The sequence below is a fragment of the uncultured Streptococcus sp. genome (assembly GCF_963536705.1).
Classification (GTDB): domain Bacteria; phylum Bacillota; class Bacilli; order Lactobacillales; family Streptococcaceae; genus Streptococcus.
On record NZ_CAUTAP010000012.1, the window covers coordinates 49,366 to 67,017 of the forward strand.

The window sequence follows — 17,652 nt, forward strand, 5'->3', positions numbered from 1 at the left end:
TAATAATTATAATGATTGTAGGATGTATATTATCATGAATAAATTATAAATATTTTGATGATAATGTTAAAATCAATTTAGGAGAAAAATCCATAATGGGTATAAAAAAAGGAAAAAATCACTTGCTTAGGAAAGTCTTGGCTATTTTATGTATAGTAATTACTGCAGGACTTCTTATCTATATGGGACAGTCAGATAGCCTTTCTTTTGTTCTAGGGACTAAAGAGAAGACACATCTTCGTATTGGGATTGTAAATCAAGACGAAGGCGAACAGTTAAATAGCGCTCAATATAATTTTGGAGATGATTTTACAAAATTACTAGCGAAAGATGAGAGAAAAAAGGCAAGTTGGAAAGTCATGTCTAGAGATCAGGCGGAGAGTCAGTACAAAGACAATTCCCTTGAAGCTATCATTTACATTCCTAAAGATTTTTCACACAATATATTGCAGTTATCTAGTTTTAATCCTGAAAAGGCTAAAATTACATATAAAGTAAAAGATTCTGTAAAAAAAGAACAGTCGCTTGAGATGGCTCAGCAGGTTGGAGATTATGTTAATAGTTTGAATCAGAAAACAATTCGTCTGTACTTTACAAGTGTCATTAATAACCTTGATGATGCTAAACTTCAGATGAATACAATTGTTGGTGACGAGTCTGATATCTATGATTCTTTATCTACTTCAATTGTTCAACCTGCTGATAGGAGTATCAAATCAATAGATTCGATCCCTTCAATTGCAGAGAGTGTTCAGTCCTCTAATAGATCATTTGAACAAGCAACATCAAATTTCAAAACTTCAACTTCTGATTTATTAAAAAGAAATGCTGAATCTTTAATGGGTCAAACAGATCCAATTTTAAAGTATAAGCAAGTTCAATCACAAGTTGCTAACCATAATGCTCAGGTGGCAGGAAACTCCGTTAAGAATCAATATGATAAAGATAACAAATTATATCTTGACCTTTATAAAAATTCAATAAGTTATTTACATCTTTTTGGAAATACGGAATCACCTACTGAGCCAAATGAACCAGATTCTTATTTGCTTCGTTTAGCTAAGCACATAGAAAGTTATAATGATAAAATAAATCATTCTCAAGAGCAGATTGAGCAATCTCAAAAGGAACTGGAGTCCATTAGAAACTCTCTTGAGGGTTCTCGTGACCAAATTTCCCAGAATTATTTTAATGGGGTGCAGGTTGATACAAGTTCTTTGGGAGATGATAAAGATGCGATTTTAAAAGCTGTTAGTGATGGTGTGGATAAAGATAATGTGAGGCAGGCGCTGGCCAAACAGGTTGTTAATACTTTATCAGATTCAGATGAGTTGCCTGGAGATTATACTAATTATGTAAATAGTACAATTGCTTCTATTAGTGTTAATTCTGGAGATTACGCGACCTTATTTAATAAACTAAGAGAGTTTGGGGCTTTAACAGATGACCAAATTGCTTCTTACTATGCAAAATTAAACTTGTTAGCTAGCTATGCTAGTGTTAAAGGTGCTACTACTGGCTCAATGCCAGGCTATACTTTTATAACTGTAGCCAATGATTCTTTGCCGTCAACAGATGCAAAAACAGTTACAATGGAGCATGTTTACCCTGAGATGACTTCTGAAGGAAATGGGGGTAATAAATATACTGCAACTACTATCCGTGTGACGAATATACAGGTTCAAGGGGCTCAGGGAGCTACGGTAGTTCCAAGTGTTGATAGTATTTCTGAACCTACTAGCCTTCAACTGCAAATTCAGCTTTCTCCTAATTATGGTCTCAATACGGTTGCATTTGAGCTTGAGATTGGTAGTGAGAGAATACCTTTACAATACAGTTTCTTTTATGATAACAATAAGGGAAATGATGCATTAATTAAGACAGATTTGTCTAATATTTTTGAACAACTATCTAGAATTGATACCGCGGCAGCTACGATTAAGAACCTATATGGAAGCCCATCTTCGTCCTACGATATTGATATTGCTAATCCAGCAAGTAACTCAGTTGCAAAGATGTATGGGAATATTTCGCCATCGTCTGTAGCGGATAAACTACAACCAGAAGATGTGGACCAATATCGACAGTCAGGGATTGAATTATATGTTAAGTTAAGTGCAGAGATAAATCGACTTCAGAAAAATACTGCTTCTCTTCCACAACTGACAAAAGAAGAATTACCGAATGATTATTTTGCTGCAATTGTTGGAGAACTATCTGATTGGCATCAACAAGCCGTTGACGATTTAAATAAACAGTATGAAGAGTGGAAGAAAAATAGTCCAGAACTTCTGGAAGTTTCTCCAACAAGTTCTAGTGACAGTTTATCTAATAATAGACTTTATACAACTGATGATAGTAGTAATAGTTTGCTAGATATTGTTACAAAGCTTGCATCTAGTACTCGAAATACATCTGATACAATCGCCTCTAATGGGAATGCAATCGGATCTATGGATACGCAATTTAACACTTTGGCAGAGCAAGCTAAAAGAGTCCAAGGAGAAGTGAAGGAAGTTCACCAACAAACAGAGTCGCTTATTAAGAATCAGGCTAAAAATATTGAAGATAGTACTGAGTTTAATAAGAACTTTCAAGGAGTATTATCGAATGCTCGTTCAAACGGAACAGATAACCAAGCTGTTTTGAATTTCTTATCCAATCCTGTTGTAACTGAAAAAACAAGCCAATCTGGTGTTTTATCAAATACTCCAATATGGGTTTACTTACTCGTAATCTTACTTTTAACCAACATTGCTACGGGTCTGACAATTAGAGAGTACGCTCATAGAAAGAAAGAGAAGATGGTTGAAAAAGAAGAAGAGGAACAATTTGAATAGGTAGAATCTTAGCAATAGAAATGCTACTGGAAGGTGTAGAAAGTAATGATGAAACCAGTTTTAATATTGTGTATATCATCTATACTTAGCTTCGTTTATTCTAGTAGTTCTTGAATTATTGGATAAGGCTGTGATAGAAATGTCACAGCCTTATTTTAAATAGATAAGTAAAAGTATAGAAATCTAATCTTAAGATTAAAGCACAACATAAAAAAATGAGAATTGAGGCTCAAATAGCTGACTTTAATGATTTCTCAAAAAATTTATTAAAATTGTTTGAGAAATCTGCTGCTTGGAATATTAAGTAGGTGGACTAAATAAATATTTCTTATAGATTTTGTACGGAAGGCTGTTTTCCTTTCAAATCTTGAAACCGATTTCCCTTTTTGCTTCAAGTGCCTATTCAAAATTTTAGAGCGGAGTAGTTTTGTATCTCTATGTTTCTTTGCTTGGGGTTTGGTCAATAATTAGTATAAGATATAGATGTTTTTTAAGTTTTAGGAGGCTAACTTCAGTTTAAAGCTTACTACCTATTATTGATTCCACTTTTTTGTACTAAAACAAACATAGAACCGTCTTCTAGGTTTTCATATCGGGTTAAAAGTGATAAAATAGTAGGCAGGAATTGGAGAGACGAGATGCCAAAAGAAGTGAATTTGACGGGCGATCAGGTATTGGCCCTTACGAGAAAATATCTGGCTGCGGAGGATGTGGCCTTCATACAGAAAGCTTTGATCTATGCGATTGACTGTCACAGTGGGCAGTTTCGCAGGTCAGGCGAGCCTTATATCGTGCATCCTATTCAGGTGGCAGGGATTTTGGCCACGCTTAAGCTAGATGCGGTAACGGTTGCCTGCGGCTTTCTTCATGATGTGGTCGAGGATACCCGTGCGACGCTGGATGATTTGGAAAGAGAGTTTGGGACGGATGTACGCGTGATCGTAGATGGGGTTACCAAGCTGGGTAAGGTCAAGTACAAATCCCACGAGGAGCAGTTGGCAGAAAATCACCGTAAGATGCTGATGGCCATGTCGGAGGATATCCGGGTTATTTTGGTCAAACTGGCAGACCGTCTCCACAATATGCGGACGCTCAAGCATCTGCGCAAGGATAAGCAGGAGCGGATTTCCCGAGAAACAATGGAAATCTACGCCCCCTTGGCTCATCGCCTGGGGATTTCCAGTGTCAAGTGGGAGCTGGAAGATTTGTCTTTCCGTTATCTCAATGAAGTGGAATTTTACAAAATTTCCCACATGATGAAGGAGAAGCGTCGGGAGCGTGAAGCTCTGGTAGAAGAGGTGGTTCAGAAGATTGAGACCTATGCTGGCGAGCGTAATCTGCACGGTAAGATTTATGGCCGGCCCAAGCATATCTACTCGATCTATCGCAAGATGCAGGACAAGAAGAAGCGTTTTGATGAGATTTATGATCTGATTGCTATTCGCTGTATCTTGGATACTCAAAGTGATGTTTATGCCATGCTGGGCTACATTCATGAACTTTGGCGGCCGATGCCGGGGCGGTTCAAGGATTATATTGCAAACCGCAAGGCCAATGGTTACCAGTCCATCCATACGACCGTTTATGGCCCCAAAGGTCCGATTGAGTTTCAGATTCGGACCAAGGAAATGCATGAGGTCGCTGAGTATGGGGTTGCGGCCCATTGGGCTTACAAGAAAGGCATCAAGGGACATGTAGACAGCAGAGAATCGGCCATCGGGATGAACTGGATCAAGGAACTGATGGAGCTGCAGGACCAGTCTAATGACGCCAAGGACTTCGTTGACTCGGTCAAGGAGAGCTATCTAGCTGAGGAAATTTACGTTTTCACACCAGATGGGGCAGTGCGCTCTCTGCCTAAGGACTCGGGCCCCATTGACTTTGCCTATGAGATTCATACCAAGGTCGGTGAGAAAGCCACGGGAGCTAAGGTCAATGGCCGCATGGTTCCTCTGACAACCAAACTTAGGACAGGTGATCAGGTGGAGATTATCACCAATGCTAACTCCTTCGGACCTAGCCGCGACTGGCTCAATATTGTCAAGACCAGCAAGGCCAGAAATAAAATCCGTCAGTTCTTTAAAAATCAAGACAAGGAGCTGTCTATCTCCAAAGGGCGGGAGCTCTTGCAGGCTCAATTCCAGGAGCATGGCTATGTAGCCAATAAGTACATGGACAAGAAGCACATGGAAGAAGTGCTGCAGAAGACCAGCTATAAGACTGAAGAGGCGCTTTTTGCGGCGATTGGCTTCGGTGAGATTGGTGCCATTAGCATTTTCAATCGCCTGACAGAAAAAGAGCGCCGTGAGGAAGAGCGGGCCAAGGCCAGAGCAGAAGCGGAGGAATTGGTCAAGGGCGGCGAAGTCAAGGTCGAAAACAAAAAAGATACTCTCAAGGTCAAGCACGAAGGCGGTGTGGTTATTCAGGGGGCGTCTGGCCTCCTCATCCGGATTGCTAAGTGCTGTAATCCCGTACCGGGTGATGACATTGTCGGCTATATTACCAAAGGCCGCGGTGTAGCCATTCACCGGCAGGACTGCATGAATCTCAAGGCTCAGGAAAATTACGAGCAGCGGCTGATTGATGTGGAATGGGAAGACAACAACACGACTAAAGAGTACACGGCTCACATTGATATTTACGGTCTCAACCGCTCTGGCCTCCTCAATGATGTGTTGCAGGTTCTGTCCAATACCACCAAAAATATTTCAACAGTCAATGCTCAGCCGACCAAGGATATGAAATTTGCTAATATCCACGTTTCTTTTGGCATTGCGAATCTGTCCATGCTGACAACGGTGGTGGATAAGATTAAGAGCGTGCCGGAGGTCTACTCGGTCAAGCGGACTAATGGCTGATTCTCTTCGGAAATCATTATCTAGCTATAGGTTACCGTTAAATCAAAGGAAAAGATATGAAAATAGTGATTCAGCGCGTAAAACGTGCTCAGGTCAGCATTGACCAGCAGCTGCACAGCAGTATTGGACAAGGTCTCCTGCTCCTAGTAGGCGTAGGGCCTGACGATAGTCAGGAGGATATGGATTATGCAGTCAGGAAGATTGTCAATATGCGGATTTTTTCCGATGCTGAGCGTAAGATGAACCTGTCTATCAAGGACATTGCTGGAGAGATTTTGTCAATTTCCCAGTTCACTCTGCATGCAGATACCAAAAAGGGGAATCGGCCAGCCTTTGTTAAGGCTGCTCCGCCAGAGATGGCTAGCAATTTTTATGATGCCTTCAATCTTGCCCTGAAGCAAGAGGTGCTGACTCGAACGGGGATTTTTGGGGCAGACATGCAGGTAGAACTAGTCAATGATGGTCCAGTGACTATTATCTTGGATACAAAGAATCGCTGATAAGAAGCATGAAAAGGAGCTTGAACACTAATGTTCAAACTCCTAATTTTTTTAGCTTCTGCAGCAATGAGGCTGTGGCTTCAGGTTGCATTTCTAAAAACTATCAATAATTTCTTGAGGAATGACTTCTTTGATGGTCGCCACTAGCTGATTGATAAGCTTTATCGCTTTAGCGGGCTCAGTGTAGAGCTTTTGAAAATAGGTATGTATATTTTCTTCGAAATGCTGAGGTAATAGCATGCAGTTGGTTTTTGCAAACTCTAGCATTCTCTTTTCTCCAGGGTGCGTCTGTTCATTTAGGGCGAAGAGCAAGTCAAAATAGGAAGCAAAAAATTCACTGCTACGGTGATTGATACTGAGCAAGTCCTGACGCTTGAGCGCTTTTTCTATTTGTTTGGAGAAAGCTGGCATGGCTTGATCGAGTAGGAGGAGCTGCTTCTTGATAATATTCTTTTTCAGTTCAGCTGGATAAGGTCGTCTGTACTTGTTCTGAAGTGCCTCATAGAGACCATTTCGGTCGTAGATGATTTTGCTGTGGAGCAGATTGTGCCACATACAGGTGGTGTAGGCATTCTGAGCCTGATGGTCTAGGACTACAGTCTGCAGGTCTTTATCAAAGCTATCCAGTGTACGGTAAATGAGCTCAATTTCGATCTTGCTCTTTAGCACACAGTCATCCTCTAGTTCCCAAAACTGATTGCCGATTTCCATGTAGGAGCAGTACTTGCTGAGGATATCGCGTCGAGTCGTGGGAGCAATGGAATCTGTCAAGTAGATATAGACATCATAGTCTGAGTCTTTGTCAAAATGCTGTCCAGCACGAGATCCACCGAGAACAATAGCTTCTACTTGATCTAGCTGGGCAAATTCTTTAAAAAGTTTTTGTGGCATGATTTTTCCTTACTGATTTTTGACATCATTGTAGCAAAATGTAAGGGGGTTGGCAAGAAGGAAAAAACAGCTTTTGGCATGGTTCTGAGCCTGTAAAATTGAAACCCTGAGGAGTAGGAAGTGGATGAGCAAGAGTTGGAAGTATTGGACTAAAAAGAAAATGATCTAGGATCGATAGGCTGAAAATTTGACTTTGTGTGATAAAATTTTAGGACTTTTTTCCTTTCTTTAACTCATTGTCAGTTTTCTATTTTTTAAATTCATGGCCTTATTTTTATCTGCAACTTTTCTTAGATTTTTGAGATAAGTTTTTAAAGATTTTTTGACATCATTTAGTCCAAAAATGATAAGCATAGTAGGCAAGTGGAAGTGGCAATAATCCTTGATTTGTTTATGTTTATGATTTCTTTCATTCTTTAGAAATATTTTAGAATTACTTTATAAATTCTTGAAGTTTGTCTTGTATAATCATATTAAAGAAAAGAAAGGAGTCTCTTACCATGGGAAATCTAGTTCAACAGATGCTGAATGCTCTGATTCAAATTGCTTTGTTTGCTTTTCTTCCTTTTGTTTGGTGGTTGATAAGTGCTAGAAGAAAAAGTCCATTTTTAGAATGGCTTGGCTTAAAACCGCTAAAAGATACGGGCAGTCAGAAGATCTGGCTGTGGATTTTGCTGGGTTCGCTATTTTTCTTAGTTCTTTCGTTTTTGCTAGTATATCCTGCTGTAAAAAATCTGGATACAGCGACTTCGAATTTCTCAGGCCTGGGCTTCCAAGCCTTGCCAGCTGTTCTGATTTATGGTATTTTTCAAACTTCTCTGTCGGAAGAACTGTTATTCAGAGGTTTTCTTTTAAAGAGATTGGCTAGCCGCTTATCCTTTGTGGTAGCCAACACCATACAAGCTGCTCTTTTTGGTCTGCTCCATGGCTTGATGTTTATAACAGTGCTCTCTTGGCAGCAAACCCTGCTCATCATTTTGTGTACGGGTGGCATCGCGGCCTATATGGGCTTTGTCAATGAAAAGAAATCTGATGGCTCCATTTTAGCCAGCTGGATCGTGCATGCTCTAATTAATGTTGTCGTGGGCAGTTTATCGGCATTTATGCTGATTTAATAAATCGAGATTTTTACTTCAAATCAAAAAGTTCCGATTCTCAAGGGAAATCGGAACTTTAGATTTGATGACCGGTGAGCAAAGGTTTAGGTGTAAGTCAAACGAAGTTGCTTTTACTGATTTGCAGGGCTGTCCAGTTTCATTTGCTCAAAAACATAAAGGAAGAAGTCCTTCGAAACTTCGAAATGTCCGTATCTTATCTGAGAAGCATATTGGCGCCACTGAGGATGCTGTCGGACTTGCTCAATAGGGCAGTCTTTGACAGGCTGGTAGTAGCTGACATCTCGCCGAAATGGGACAAAGCCTTCAAACATCTCTACTTGGTAAGCAGTGTCATCTAGAATCTTGCCAACTGCTGTAAAGGCCTGTAGCTTTTCCTGACCATTCAGCTGATACTTGGGGCTGTAGTACAGAAGATAGTCCCCCTTTTTCATTCGGTTCAATGGTGCTTTCTTTCCATGGCAGACTTGACAAAATCCACCTTCTACACCTCTTAGTACATGTTCTTTTGATACGACACCAATCCAAAATCTAGTCATTTTCTGCCTCCAGTTTGATTAAGAGTTGGTTTAATGTTTCTGTATTATTTCCTAATTTTCCAAAGAACGCCTGATCAATGCCTTCTACTAGAGGGAGGGCTTGGTTGACCTTTTGCAGCCCCGTATCCGTTAGAAGTATGATGTTGGCGCGGCTGTCCTTGGGATGGACTTCCCGCATTATCAAACCTTTCTTGACCAAAAGGCGGATGATTTGGGATACGGTCATAACATCCATGTCAGAAAATCGGGCAATATCGGTTTGACTAACCCATTCTTGCTGACGCAGAAGCGCTGCAAGAGTGGTCAGAACGACAAACTGAGGATGGGTCAAATCAATCGTTCTCAGTTTGTTTTTTATCAGCCCATGCCACTTGTGATAGGTACGGATAAAGAGCAGACCGGTTGAGTTTTGATATTCATCCTTGTAGATGGAGTTAAACTGCGATTTTTCCATTAGCTTTCCCTCTAGATATTTTATAAGTACACTTATTGTAATCTGACATCTTATTTTTGTCAATAAAAAACCAGTTTAGACTAAAAAGTCCGAACTGGGTTCTGTTTATAGTTTTTCTACATAAATCTGTTGGGCAATCCTAGGATTGATTTGGATTTCTTGAGTTTCTGTCTTGAGAAGATAGACCTGAGCGAAAGAATCGTATTGGATGAAGGTGATGGTTTGGCCGATTTGCAGGTTATATTTTTCCAAGTATTTGAGCAAGTCAAAGTCATCGTGTACGCGTTTGATGATATAGTCGCCAGGGGCAGAAGCCTCTTCCAGAGTCAGTTGGTTTTCTTCGTCCAGAAGCTCTCCCTTGGCTGGAATGGTACCTCCGTGTGGACAGGTCTTGGGGTATTGGAGCATGGCATCCAGACGCTCAACGAAACGCTCAGAAACAGTGTGCTCTAGGACTTCGGCTTCCTCATGGATTTCATCAGTCGAGTAGCCGAGATGGTTGACCAGAAAGACTTCAATCAGTCGGTGCTTGCGATAGAGGTCAGAAACTAGCCTTAACCCCAAATCAGTCAGCAGGTAGCCGGCTTTTTTATCCTTGACCAGAAGTTCTTCCGCCAGCATTTTTTTCATCATTTCCGTCACAGCCGGAGGTGAAACCTGCATGAGCTGGGCGATTTCTTTATTGGTGATTTTTTTGTGGCGGCTGCCAATCTCATAGATACACTTGAGATAGTCTTCTTTATTTGGGGTCATCTTGCATCCTCGCTGAACTTTCTATCATTAGTATAACAAAAATCGCTGCAAGAATACAGCGTCTAAGCCTTTCTTTGATGTTTAGATTTTCTTCATTGTGATGGCCGTTGGGGTGGCAGGAAGTATGGTCCTTACAGCATGGATGCGACAGGATGCGTGCCGACAACGCTAGCCATGGTTATTTCTGGGATTACTGGCTCAGAAGTTCTGCCGACAACCGTTGCGGATTACCTATATAACCATACCAATGAATTTAATAAAGATGGATTTGGTACCAGCAGCCGTGGTATAGTCCGAGCTGCCCAGCACTGGGATCTGACGACTGAGACCCTGTTTACAGCTTCTGCTGTCAAAGAAGTGCTTTCGCAGGGGCATCATGTTCTAGGTGCCGTTGGTACTAGCATCTTTGCCCATTATCCAGTGACTCATGAGCTGGTTCTCAAAGGCTATGACAATGGAAAAACCTATGTTCGTGACCCTTATAATGCAGCTAATAATGGCTGGTATCCAGTAGACTATCTCTTTGGAGTCAAGAGTGTCGATCCGACGGATAATACAGAAGGATCACCCTTTATTGCCATCAAAGGATAAGAAATGCGTGAATAAGAAGACCGCTCGTTGCTTGACGGGCGGTTTTCTGCATTCTATGACTAGTATACTTGCACTCGTTCAAGAGTTTATCATTGACAAAGTCAGTAAGCGTAAAATTCATTATATGATTCTGGCCAGACACACAGGTTTTTTGGAAGCGATTGAGACGAGATTCTATTTTTGGACATATTTGTGATAAATGTTCTCAAAAAAACATGTAAATAGTTTGACAAACAAAGCTTTTCTCATTATACTATTAACATATCAGGAGGAAAAGCATGAAAAAAATCCAAAAACATGTCATTTTAGGTGCAGCAGTTCTTGCTAGTACTGGATTTGCTCACACTGTAGCTGCAGATACAACTCCAGTGGATGCAAATGCACCTGCAAACCAAGATAAGGCTCTATCTGCAAGTCCAGAAGCTCTTAAACAGCAAACTGAGCAGGTTAATCAAGCGAAAGCGGCTGTTGACCAAGCCAAAGAACAGGTTGCGACTGCTGAGACTAAGGTTGAAACAGACAAGAAAGATAATGCTGATACAAGTTCAGAAAAAATTGCGGAGGCTCAGGCAGCTGTGGCAGAAGCTGAGAAAAAAGTTGCCCCAGCGGAAAACGCAGCCAAGCAAGCCCAAGCAGCTCTTGATACAGCTAAAAAAGCAGAAGACACACAGGCAGCTGTAGCTCAGGATGCTCAAGCTCAAGCAGCTAAGGCACAAACCGAGACTCAAACTGCTCAGGATGCTGTGAATGCAGCCCAAAAAGCTGTGGACAGCAAACTGGTGAGTGAAAAGGTAACGAAGGCAAAGGATGAGCTTGACAAGGCACAAAAGAACCTGGATTCTTACCAAGACCAGTTGAAGACAGCTGAAGCTGAAGATGCGAAACGACAAGCGTCGATTGATCAAGCCCAGGCAGATATCAAAGCAGCCCAAGCAGAAATCAAGGAAAAAGAAGCGAAACTTTCGTCTCAAGATCAGGTTCACAATACTTTTACCCTATCGCAAGCTTATATAAATGCAATTAAAAGTAACAATATCAACGGTACAGCAAAGTTAACATCTGAGGCACAAGAAACACTTGCTAAAGAAGCAGCTACCCTAAAATCGAGCAATAATTATATTGGTAGTCCAAAAGATGCGCAACGAATGGTTAACATCAATGCTATTCCAAATGATGTTCTGATGGAATTGAACTATTATGCACAAGATTTGATTAATCAAATCCGTAAGCAAGCAGGAACAGCACCAGTAACATTAACACAAAATAGTATTGACTATGCAACAGCTCTAAGCCAAGCAGCCCGTGAACAAAAATATAAATACCAATCAAAAGAACCTATAACTTCACAAGTAGATGTTCCAAGAAGTGTGGTTGCTAAATTTGGACTGGATCAGTTTGGTCATAGAGTATCAGGAACTAACGAACTCGGCCCTTATCCTATTCTTGCTAGCCAAGAGAATGTCTCTGTTGACTATTTAAAAAAGGCAATTTACGATGATATCAAATTCCAACTGTTTGATTTAGGAGATAGCAGTGCGTATAGGGAGAGAGGGACTATCTATGCCCAAAAGGTAGTGGGGCATCTTGATAATCAAAAGAAAGGTGCATATGTTGCTGTTAACTTTAGCAACAACGGCATTATTAACCGAATTAACTTCCTTCTTTTCCCAAATAATGACGGTGATATTAAAGATCCTTCCAAAATAACACCAGCCTTAATCAATCCAAATGCCAATAATCAAGAAGCAGACGCTGCTCGTAAAGATTTGGCGGCTTCACAAGCTAAGTTGGATGCTGCTCAACGCACGTTGACAAATGCTCAGAACAAGCAGGAGACAGCCCTATTACTGCGTGAGGTTGTGAAAACTGCTAAGGACAAGTTAGCCAAGGCGGAACGTACTTACCAAGCTGAACTCGAAAATAGCAAGAATTCGGCTTCTGAAGAAACCAAGGCTAAGTTTGCAGTTTTAGCTAAAGCTCAAGCAAGCTTGAAAGAAAAAGAAGCAGCCCAAGCAAGTGCGCAAAAAACAGCTGAGGGAGCTAATGCCAAGCTTGCTGAATTGAAAGCAGCTACAGCGACCGCTCAAGAAAAGGCAACTGCTGCGGCTATAGCTCTGGAAGAGGCTCAACGCGCTGTTCAAGCTGCTAAAGACTATGTTACTCGCTTGCAAAACGCCCCTGCTCTTCTAAAAGAAGCAGAAGCAGCTCTCAATGATGCTAAAGCAAACTTGGCAAGTAAGGAAGAAACATATAGAGTCGAAAATGCCAAACTTGAAGCTTTGAAAGCAGCTCTTGCAGCCCTTGAGACAGACGACCCAACCAACCTCGTTTCTAAGAATGAGCGAAAGGTTCTGAAAGTCACTACAACGGGAGTGAAGAACGGAAAGAAACCAGTTCAGACCTATCAGGCTCCGGCAGCTCTTCCAAAAACAGGTTCTGCTGAATCATCTCTAGCACTTGCAGGATTGGGATTGCTCTCTATGCTGGGACTGGTTTTTGCAAAACGCCGTAAAGCTTAAGAGCATTTATCGATAAAATCAAATTCTAGATGAATTGTCTAATCGGTGAAAAGTTGGACGACTCATTTCAATAAAACTCATACTGAGAGAGGACCAGTTTGGTCTTCTCTTTATTTATTGAGTGATTTGTTAAGAACATCTTTATTGTTAGCACTCCAAGGGTTCATATTTTGTTCTTTGTTATCATGTGAGTTTGTGATAAAATCTAATTGTTCTATGTAGATTAGATTTTTTATTATAATCCCTACAGTTTTGAACTATTAGAGCTAACAGAAAGGAGGGAAGCCATGTATCCGAAAGAAGAGAAAGAGCAGCTCTTTCAGCAATTGCAATCAATCGGCTGGTCTCAGACAGCGTTAGAACAAGTTTTTGCAGAGATTAGTGTGCAAGGGAAAACAGTGTCAGAAGAAAGAGATTACCTGCGGGAGGCTCAGCTTTTTGGCAGTCCCTTTTTTCAAAAGCTCTGGCAGGCTGAGCAGGCTCAGATCAGCAGGTTAGGAGCTCAGGAGTTGCTGGTTTTGGCTATGAATCTTGCTAATATGCCTGAGGAGCTGAGCGGAAACAAGGCAGAGACGGATTTTTTGCTGGCTCGGATTGCTCCAAACCTAACACCTCATGATGGCTTTTGGAAGATTTTTTCAAGGACCTTGCGCCAGGCTTTTCCGGCAGATGATTTTAGCCAAAAGGATGGCAATCAAAAGCTCAAAAGGCAGCTACATCAGTTTCGCTATGTCATTTCCTGCCAGCAGGCCCAGTGGGTCAGAGATCACTACCGTCAGGCTGGTATGACAGATGCAGAAGCCTTGGCCTCCTATCTAAAGGCTTTTCCAGCGCTGCCTTATAGCTTTCAAGAATCCTCTCGCTTGCATAATAAAGCCTATATTGATAAGATGTCTAGTCAAGCTATCTATCCGGATGGTCAAGCAAGTCAGGCCAATATAAAAATCCTGATTGATTTTCATACAGAGTTTATTTTGGATCAGACAGGTCGTTTTCTCAATATTATCGATCCAGAGGGGGCCAGCCAAAATGGTATTGTGAATGGCGCCAGCTTTAACTATGGTGAGAATAACCGGCCGGACAATCAGGCTTCTCATACTCGCTATGATGTCAAAACGCCTGCAGTCTGGGATCCTCGCTTTCGCAGGCTTGCCATTGAAAATGGCGGCCGCAAGTTCAAATCACCTCAGAACAATCGTGGCCCATTGGGCTATCGTTCGGCTAAGAGCCCTTATGCTCGAAAGGGACGGAGTGCTTATAAACAGGTAAAGGCAGAGATTGCTCGGTTCAAGAAATTGCTGGATCGACCATCCTTTTTCTTGCGTTTCTGGGCTTGGTTCCGTCAGTTTTGGCAGAAGTTTTTCGCACAAAAAAATACGGACTAGCAGGTCCGTATTTTTATCTCTTATAAACTCTTAACTGCTGCAATCGCCGCATCATAGTCAGGCTCGGTATTGATATTGTCAACATATTCAGCGTAGGTCACAGTGTTGTTTTCGTCCAAGACAAGAACTGCACGGGCCAAAAGGTGCCATTCATTGATGAGAACAGCATAGTCGTGGCCGAAAGAATGGTCGAAGTAGTCAGAGAGCATGACAGCATTCTCAATGCCTTCAGCAGCACACCACTTGCCTTGAGCAAAAGGTAAATCAACTGAAACAGTGATAACAACGGTATTATCCAAGTCAGAGAGCTCTTGGTTGAAACGACGAGTCTGAGTTGAGCAGACACCAGTATCGATAGATGGGATGATGCTCAGGACTTTCTTTTTGCCAGCAAAGTCAGCCAGAGTTTTCTTTGAAAGGTCAGGGGCTGTCAAGCTAAAATCGTGGGCTGTGTCGCCAACTTGCAGTTGCTTTCCAGTAAAGGTTACAGGATTTCCGAGAAAAGTTGTCATAGGAAGTCTCCATTCATGTTTGATAACTTCATTGTACAGCGAATAGTGATTTTTTTCGAATAATTTGACCGGAAATTTGAGAGCGACTCCATGTGAAGCTCCTTCTCCAAGAATAAAGAGGTTAGGATTTTGTCTTCCTAACCTTTTATCATTATTTTGCCAATCCTTCAGAAATTTTATCCAGATTGTATTTCATCATGCTGTAGTAGCTGTCACCCTCTTCGCCTTGGTCAGCGATTGAGTCAGTGAAAATTTTAGCGTGGATTGGGATATTGGTGTCTTTAGAGACAGTCTTCATTGGACGGTCGTCCACACTTGATTCGACAAAGAGAGATGGCACTTTTGTTTTGCGCAGTTTTTCAACTAAGCTTTTGATTTGATCTGGAGTTCCTTCTTCCTCGGTGTTGATTTCCCAGATGTAGGCTGATGGCACATTGTAGGCCTTAGAGAAGTACTTGAAGCAGCCTTCGCTGGTCACAATCATTTTCTTTTCTTCTGGGATATTGTTGAATTTCTCCTTGGCTTCCTTGTCCAAAGCGGTTAGCTTTTCCACATAGGCTTTGAGATTTTTCTCGTAAGTGGCCTTATTGTCAGGGTCTTTTTCAATCAAACGCTTGGCAATGTTTTGCGCATAGATAATACCATTTTCCAAGTTGAGCCAAGCATGAGGGTCTTCCTTGCCTTTTTCACTTTGCCCTTCAAGGTAAATGACGTCAACGCCATCGCTGACAGCGTAGTAGTCCTTGTTTTCTTTCTTATTGGCATTTTTGACCAACTTGGTGAACCAAGCATTGCCGCCAGTTTCCAGGTTGATACCATTGTAGAAGATGAGGTCCGCTTGAGAAGTCTTTTTTACATCTTCGGGCAGGGGTTCATATTCGTGGGGGTCTTTGCCGACTGGTACAATGCTGTGCAGGTCAATCTTATCGCCAGCTATATTTTTGGTAATATCAGCGATAATTGAGTTGGTCGCAACAACCTTGAGCTTGGACGAGTCACTGGATGCCTTCTTCTGACCGGAGCAGGCAAAGAGAGTGCAGACTGCTAGCAAAAGCAGGGATAAAAAACCTAATTTTTTCATGGGATTCCTCCATCAAATTTTATTTTAGTTTAGGTCGGTTTTTAAGTTTTAAATAGCGTTGCTTAGGGGCGATAAAGAAAGAGATGAGAAAGATGAGAGCTGAGGTCAGGACAATGCTGGATCCTGCAGCGACATTAAAGCTGTAGCCGATAAAGAGCCCCAGTACAGAAGCTAGAGCGCCCAGTCCTGAGGACAGCAGGATCATAGTTTTCAGACTGTTGGCATAGAGGTAGGCCGTTGCTGCCGGCGTAATCAAGAGAGCGACAATCAGAATGGTTCCCACACTCTGCATGGCTGTCACAGAGACCAAGGTCAAAAGAATCATCAGCAGATAGTGATAGAAGCTGACCGGCATGCCCATGGCTTGAGCCAGCAAGGGGTCAAAGGAGGTAATCAATAGCTGCTTGAAAAAGAGGATGATGATTAAGAGCACAGCTATTCCGACTCCAATACTAATCCACATATCAATGTCCTGTACGGCCAAAATATTCCCAAAGAGAATATGAAAGAGGTCTGTGGAACTATTGGCAACGCCAATTAGGATCACACCCAGAGCTAGGAAGGAAGAAAAGGTAATCCCAATGGCTGTATCGCTTTTGATAATGGAATTGCCCTTGATGTAGGTGATAATAATCGAGGCCAAAAGTCCGAAGGTGATGGCTCCGATAAAGAAATTAATCCCTAAAATGTAGGACAGGGCCACACCGGGCAGAACCGCATGAGAGATAGCGTCCCCCATGAGCGACATGCCGCGCAGAATGATAAAGCAGCCGACAGCTCCAGCAACAATCCCAATGACGATGGCTGTGATGAGGGCGTTTTGCAGAAAGTGAAAATCCCGCAGCCCTTGGAAAAATTCTAAAATCATCCTAGGCACCTCCATTCATAAAGAGCTGGGAGCCGTAAGTCTTTTTCATATTGTCTTTGGTAAAGCTGGTCTCGGTAGGTCCAAAGGCAATTAGCTTACGATTGAGCAGGATAACTTGGTCGAAATAATCAACTACCTTACTCAGGTCATGGTGGACAATCAGGATAATCTTGCCTGCGGCTTTGAGACTCCGCAAAGTCGCCATGATAATCTCTTCACTGACAGAGTCAATCCCGACGAAGGGCTCATCCAAAAAGATACAATCCGCCTCTTGAACCAAGCAGCGAGCAATCAAGACTCGCTGGAATTGCCCGCCGGATAGCTGGCTAATCTGGCGCTCAGCCAAGTCTTCTAAACCGACAATTTTCAATGCCTCAGCTACCTTGTCCCAATGAGAACTCTTCAGCCCCTGAAAGAGCTTGAGCTGCGGGTAAAGTCCCAAAGAGACACACTCTTTGACCTTGATAGGAAAATGATAATCAATATTAATCTTTTGCTCCACATAGGCAATCCGTTGGAGAGAGTTCTGCAGTGGCTTTTGATCCAGCAGAGTCTGGCCTTGGTGGTCAATAATCCCTAGCATGCCCTTGAGCAGGGTGGATTTTCCGGCTCCGTTAGGACCAATAATCCCAGTAATGGTTGGCTCTTTAATGGTTAATGAAAGGGGCTCAAGAGCCAGCGTATCCTGATAGCTAACAGTCAAATCTTTAATCGTAATCATCTCATACACCTCTATGAGATTAATA

The 17,652-nt window shown here is 42.0% G+C and carries 15 protein-coding genes; 7 read left to right on the plus strand and 8 right to left on the minus strand.

The genetic code is table 11. The features are described 5' to 3' along the window. The first annotated feature begins 95 nt into the window (after window positions 1-95). The 3 genes from esaA to dtd all read left to right on the plus strand — a co-directional run bounded on the left by esaA (window position 96) and on the right by dtd (window position 6,198). Window positions 96-2,840, plus strand: a complete 2,745-nt coding sequence (gene esaA / locus RWX26_RS07845; protein ID WP_314580615.1) for a type VII secretion protein EsaA — start codon at window positions 96-98, stop codon at window positions 2,838-2,840. 638 nt (window positions 2,841-3,478) lie between these two features. Then, on the plus strand, window positions 3,479-5,698 hold the full coding sequence (locus tag RWX26_RS07850; protein ID WP_314580618.1) for a bifunctional (p)ppGpp synthetase/guanosine-3',5'-bis(diphosphate) 3'-pyrophosphohydrolase: 2,220 nt from the start codon (window positions 3,479-3,481) through the stop codon (window positions 5,696-5,698). 56 nt (window positions 5,699-5,754) lie between these two features. After that, complete coding sequence (gene dtd / locus RWX26_RS07855) at window positions 5,755-6,198, plus strand: D-aminoacyl-tRNA deacylase (RefSeq protein ID WP_314580619.1); 444 nt, start codon at window positions 5,755-5,757, stop codon at window positions 6,196-6,198. A 93-nt stretch (window positions 6,199-6,291) separates the two neighbouring features. On the opposite strand, the gene RWX26_RS07860 is transcribed toward dtd, so the two are convergent. Continuing rightward, window positions 6,292-7,089, minus strand: a complete 798-nt coding sequence (locus RWX26_RS07860; protein WP_314580621.1) for a nucleotidyltransferase domain-containing protein — start codon at window positions 7,087-7,089, stop codon at window positions 6,292-6,294. A gap of 500 nt (window positions 7,090-7,589) precedes the next feature. Here RWX26_RS07860 and RWX26_RS07865 point away from each other — a divergent pair, with 500 nt between their 5' ends. Then, window positions 7,590-8,204 carry a CPBP family intramembrane glutamic endopeptidase gene (locus RWX26_RS07865; RefSeq protein ID WP_314580622.1) on the plus strand — a complete coding sequence of 205 codons (615 nt, stop codon included), beginning with the start codon at window positions 7,590-7,592 and terminating at the stop codon, window positions 8,202-8,204. A gap of 113 nt (window positions 8,205-8,317) precedes the next feature. On the opposite strand, the gene RWX26_RS07870 is transcribed toward RWX26_RS07865, so the two are convergent. The 3 genes from RWX26_RS07870 to RWX26_RS07880 form a co-directional block, all read right to left on the minus strand. Next, entirely contained in the window at window positions 8,318-8,743 is a 426-nt protein-coding gene (locus RWX26_RS07870; RefSeq protein ID WP_011836390.1) for an EVE domain-containing protein, read from the minus strand. After that, window positions 8,736-9,197, minus strand: coding sequence for a MarR family winged helix-turn-helix transcriptional regulator (locus tag RWX26_RS07875; protein ID WP_223337928.1), 462 nt, complete (start codon window positions 9,195-9,197; stop codon window positions 8,736-8,738). Before RWX26_RS07875 ends, RWX26_RS07870 begins: the two co-directional genes overlap by 8 nt. Window positions 9,198-9,302: 105 nt before the next feature. Next, window positions 9,303-9,950: a metal-dependent transcriptional regulator gene (locus RWX26_RS07880; RefSeq protein ID WP_223337927.1), complete on the minus strand. Its 648-nt coding sequence runs from the start codon at window positions 9,948-9,950 to the stop codon at window positions 9,303-9,305. A gap of 138 nt (window positions 9,951-10,088) precedes the next feature. On the opposite strand from RWX26_RS07880, the gene RWX26_RS07885 reads away from it, so the two are divergent. From RWX26_RS07885 to RWX26_RS07895, 3 genes are all read left to right on the plus strand, one after another. Next, the gene (locus tag RWX26_RS07885; protein ID WP_314580632.1) at window positions 10,089-10,541 is read left to right on the plus strand and encodes a C39 family peptidase; all 453 of its coding nucleotides are present in this window, start codon (window positions 10,089-10,091) and stop codon (window positions 10,539-10,541) included. 278 nt (window positions 10,542-10,819) lie between these two features. Beyond that, window positions 10,820-13,060, plus strand: a complete 2,241-nt coding sequence (locus RWX26_RS07890; protein ID WP_314580635.1) for an SEC10/PgrA surface exclusion domain-containing protein — start codon at window positions 10,820-10,822, stop codon at window positions 13,058-13,060. 287 nt (window positions 13,061-13,347) lie between these two features. Further along, a complete protein-coding gene (locus tag RWX26_RS07895; protein ID WP_314580638.1) occupies window positions 13,348-14,445 on the plus strand; it encodes a DUF3114 domain-containing protein in 1,098 nt (365 codons plus the stop codon). Between the two features lie 20 nt (window positions 14,446-14,465). On the opposite strand, the gene tpx is transcribed toward RWX26_RS07895, so the two are convergent. The 4 genes from tpx to RWX26_RS07915 form a co-directional block, all read right to left on the minus strand. Continuing rightward, entirely contained in the window at window positions 14,466-14,957 is a 492-nt protein-coding gene (tpx, locus tag RWX26_RS07900) for a thiol peroxidase (RefSeq protein WP_002901615.1), read from the minus strand. Between the two features lie 151 nt (window positions 14,958-15,108). Further along, window positions 15,109-16,038, minus strand: a complete 930-nt coding sequence (gene ssaB, locus RWX26_RS07905) for a metal ABC transporter substrate-binding lipoprotein/adhesin SsaB (RefSeq protein WP_314580642.1) — start codon at window positions 16,036-16,038, stop codon at window positions 15,109-15,111. Between the two features lie 19 nt (window positions 16,039-16,057). Further along, the gene (locus tag RWX26_RS07910; protein WP_032909605.1) at window positions 16,058-16,906 is read right to left on the minus strand and encodes a metal ABC transporter permease; all 849 of its coding nucleotides are present in this window, start codon (window positions 16,904-16,906) and stop codon (window positions 16,058-16,060) included. A gap of 1 nt (window position 16,907) precedes the next feature. Next, window positions 16,908-17,627, minus strand: coding sequence for a metal ABC transporter ATP-binding protein (locus RWX26_RS07915; RefSeq protein ID WP_314580645.1), 720 nt, complete (start codon window positions 17,625-17,627; stop codon window positions 16,908-16,910). Between the last annotated feature and the right edge of the window lie 25 nt (window positions 17,628-17,652).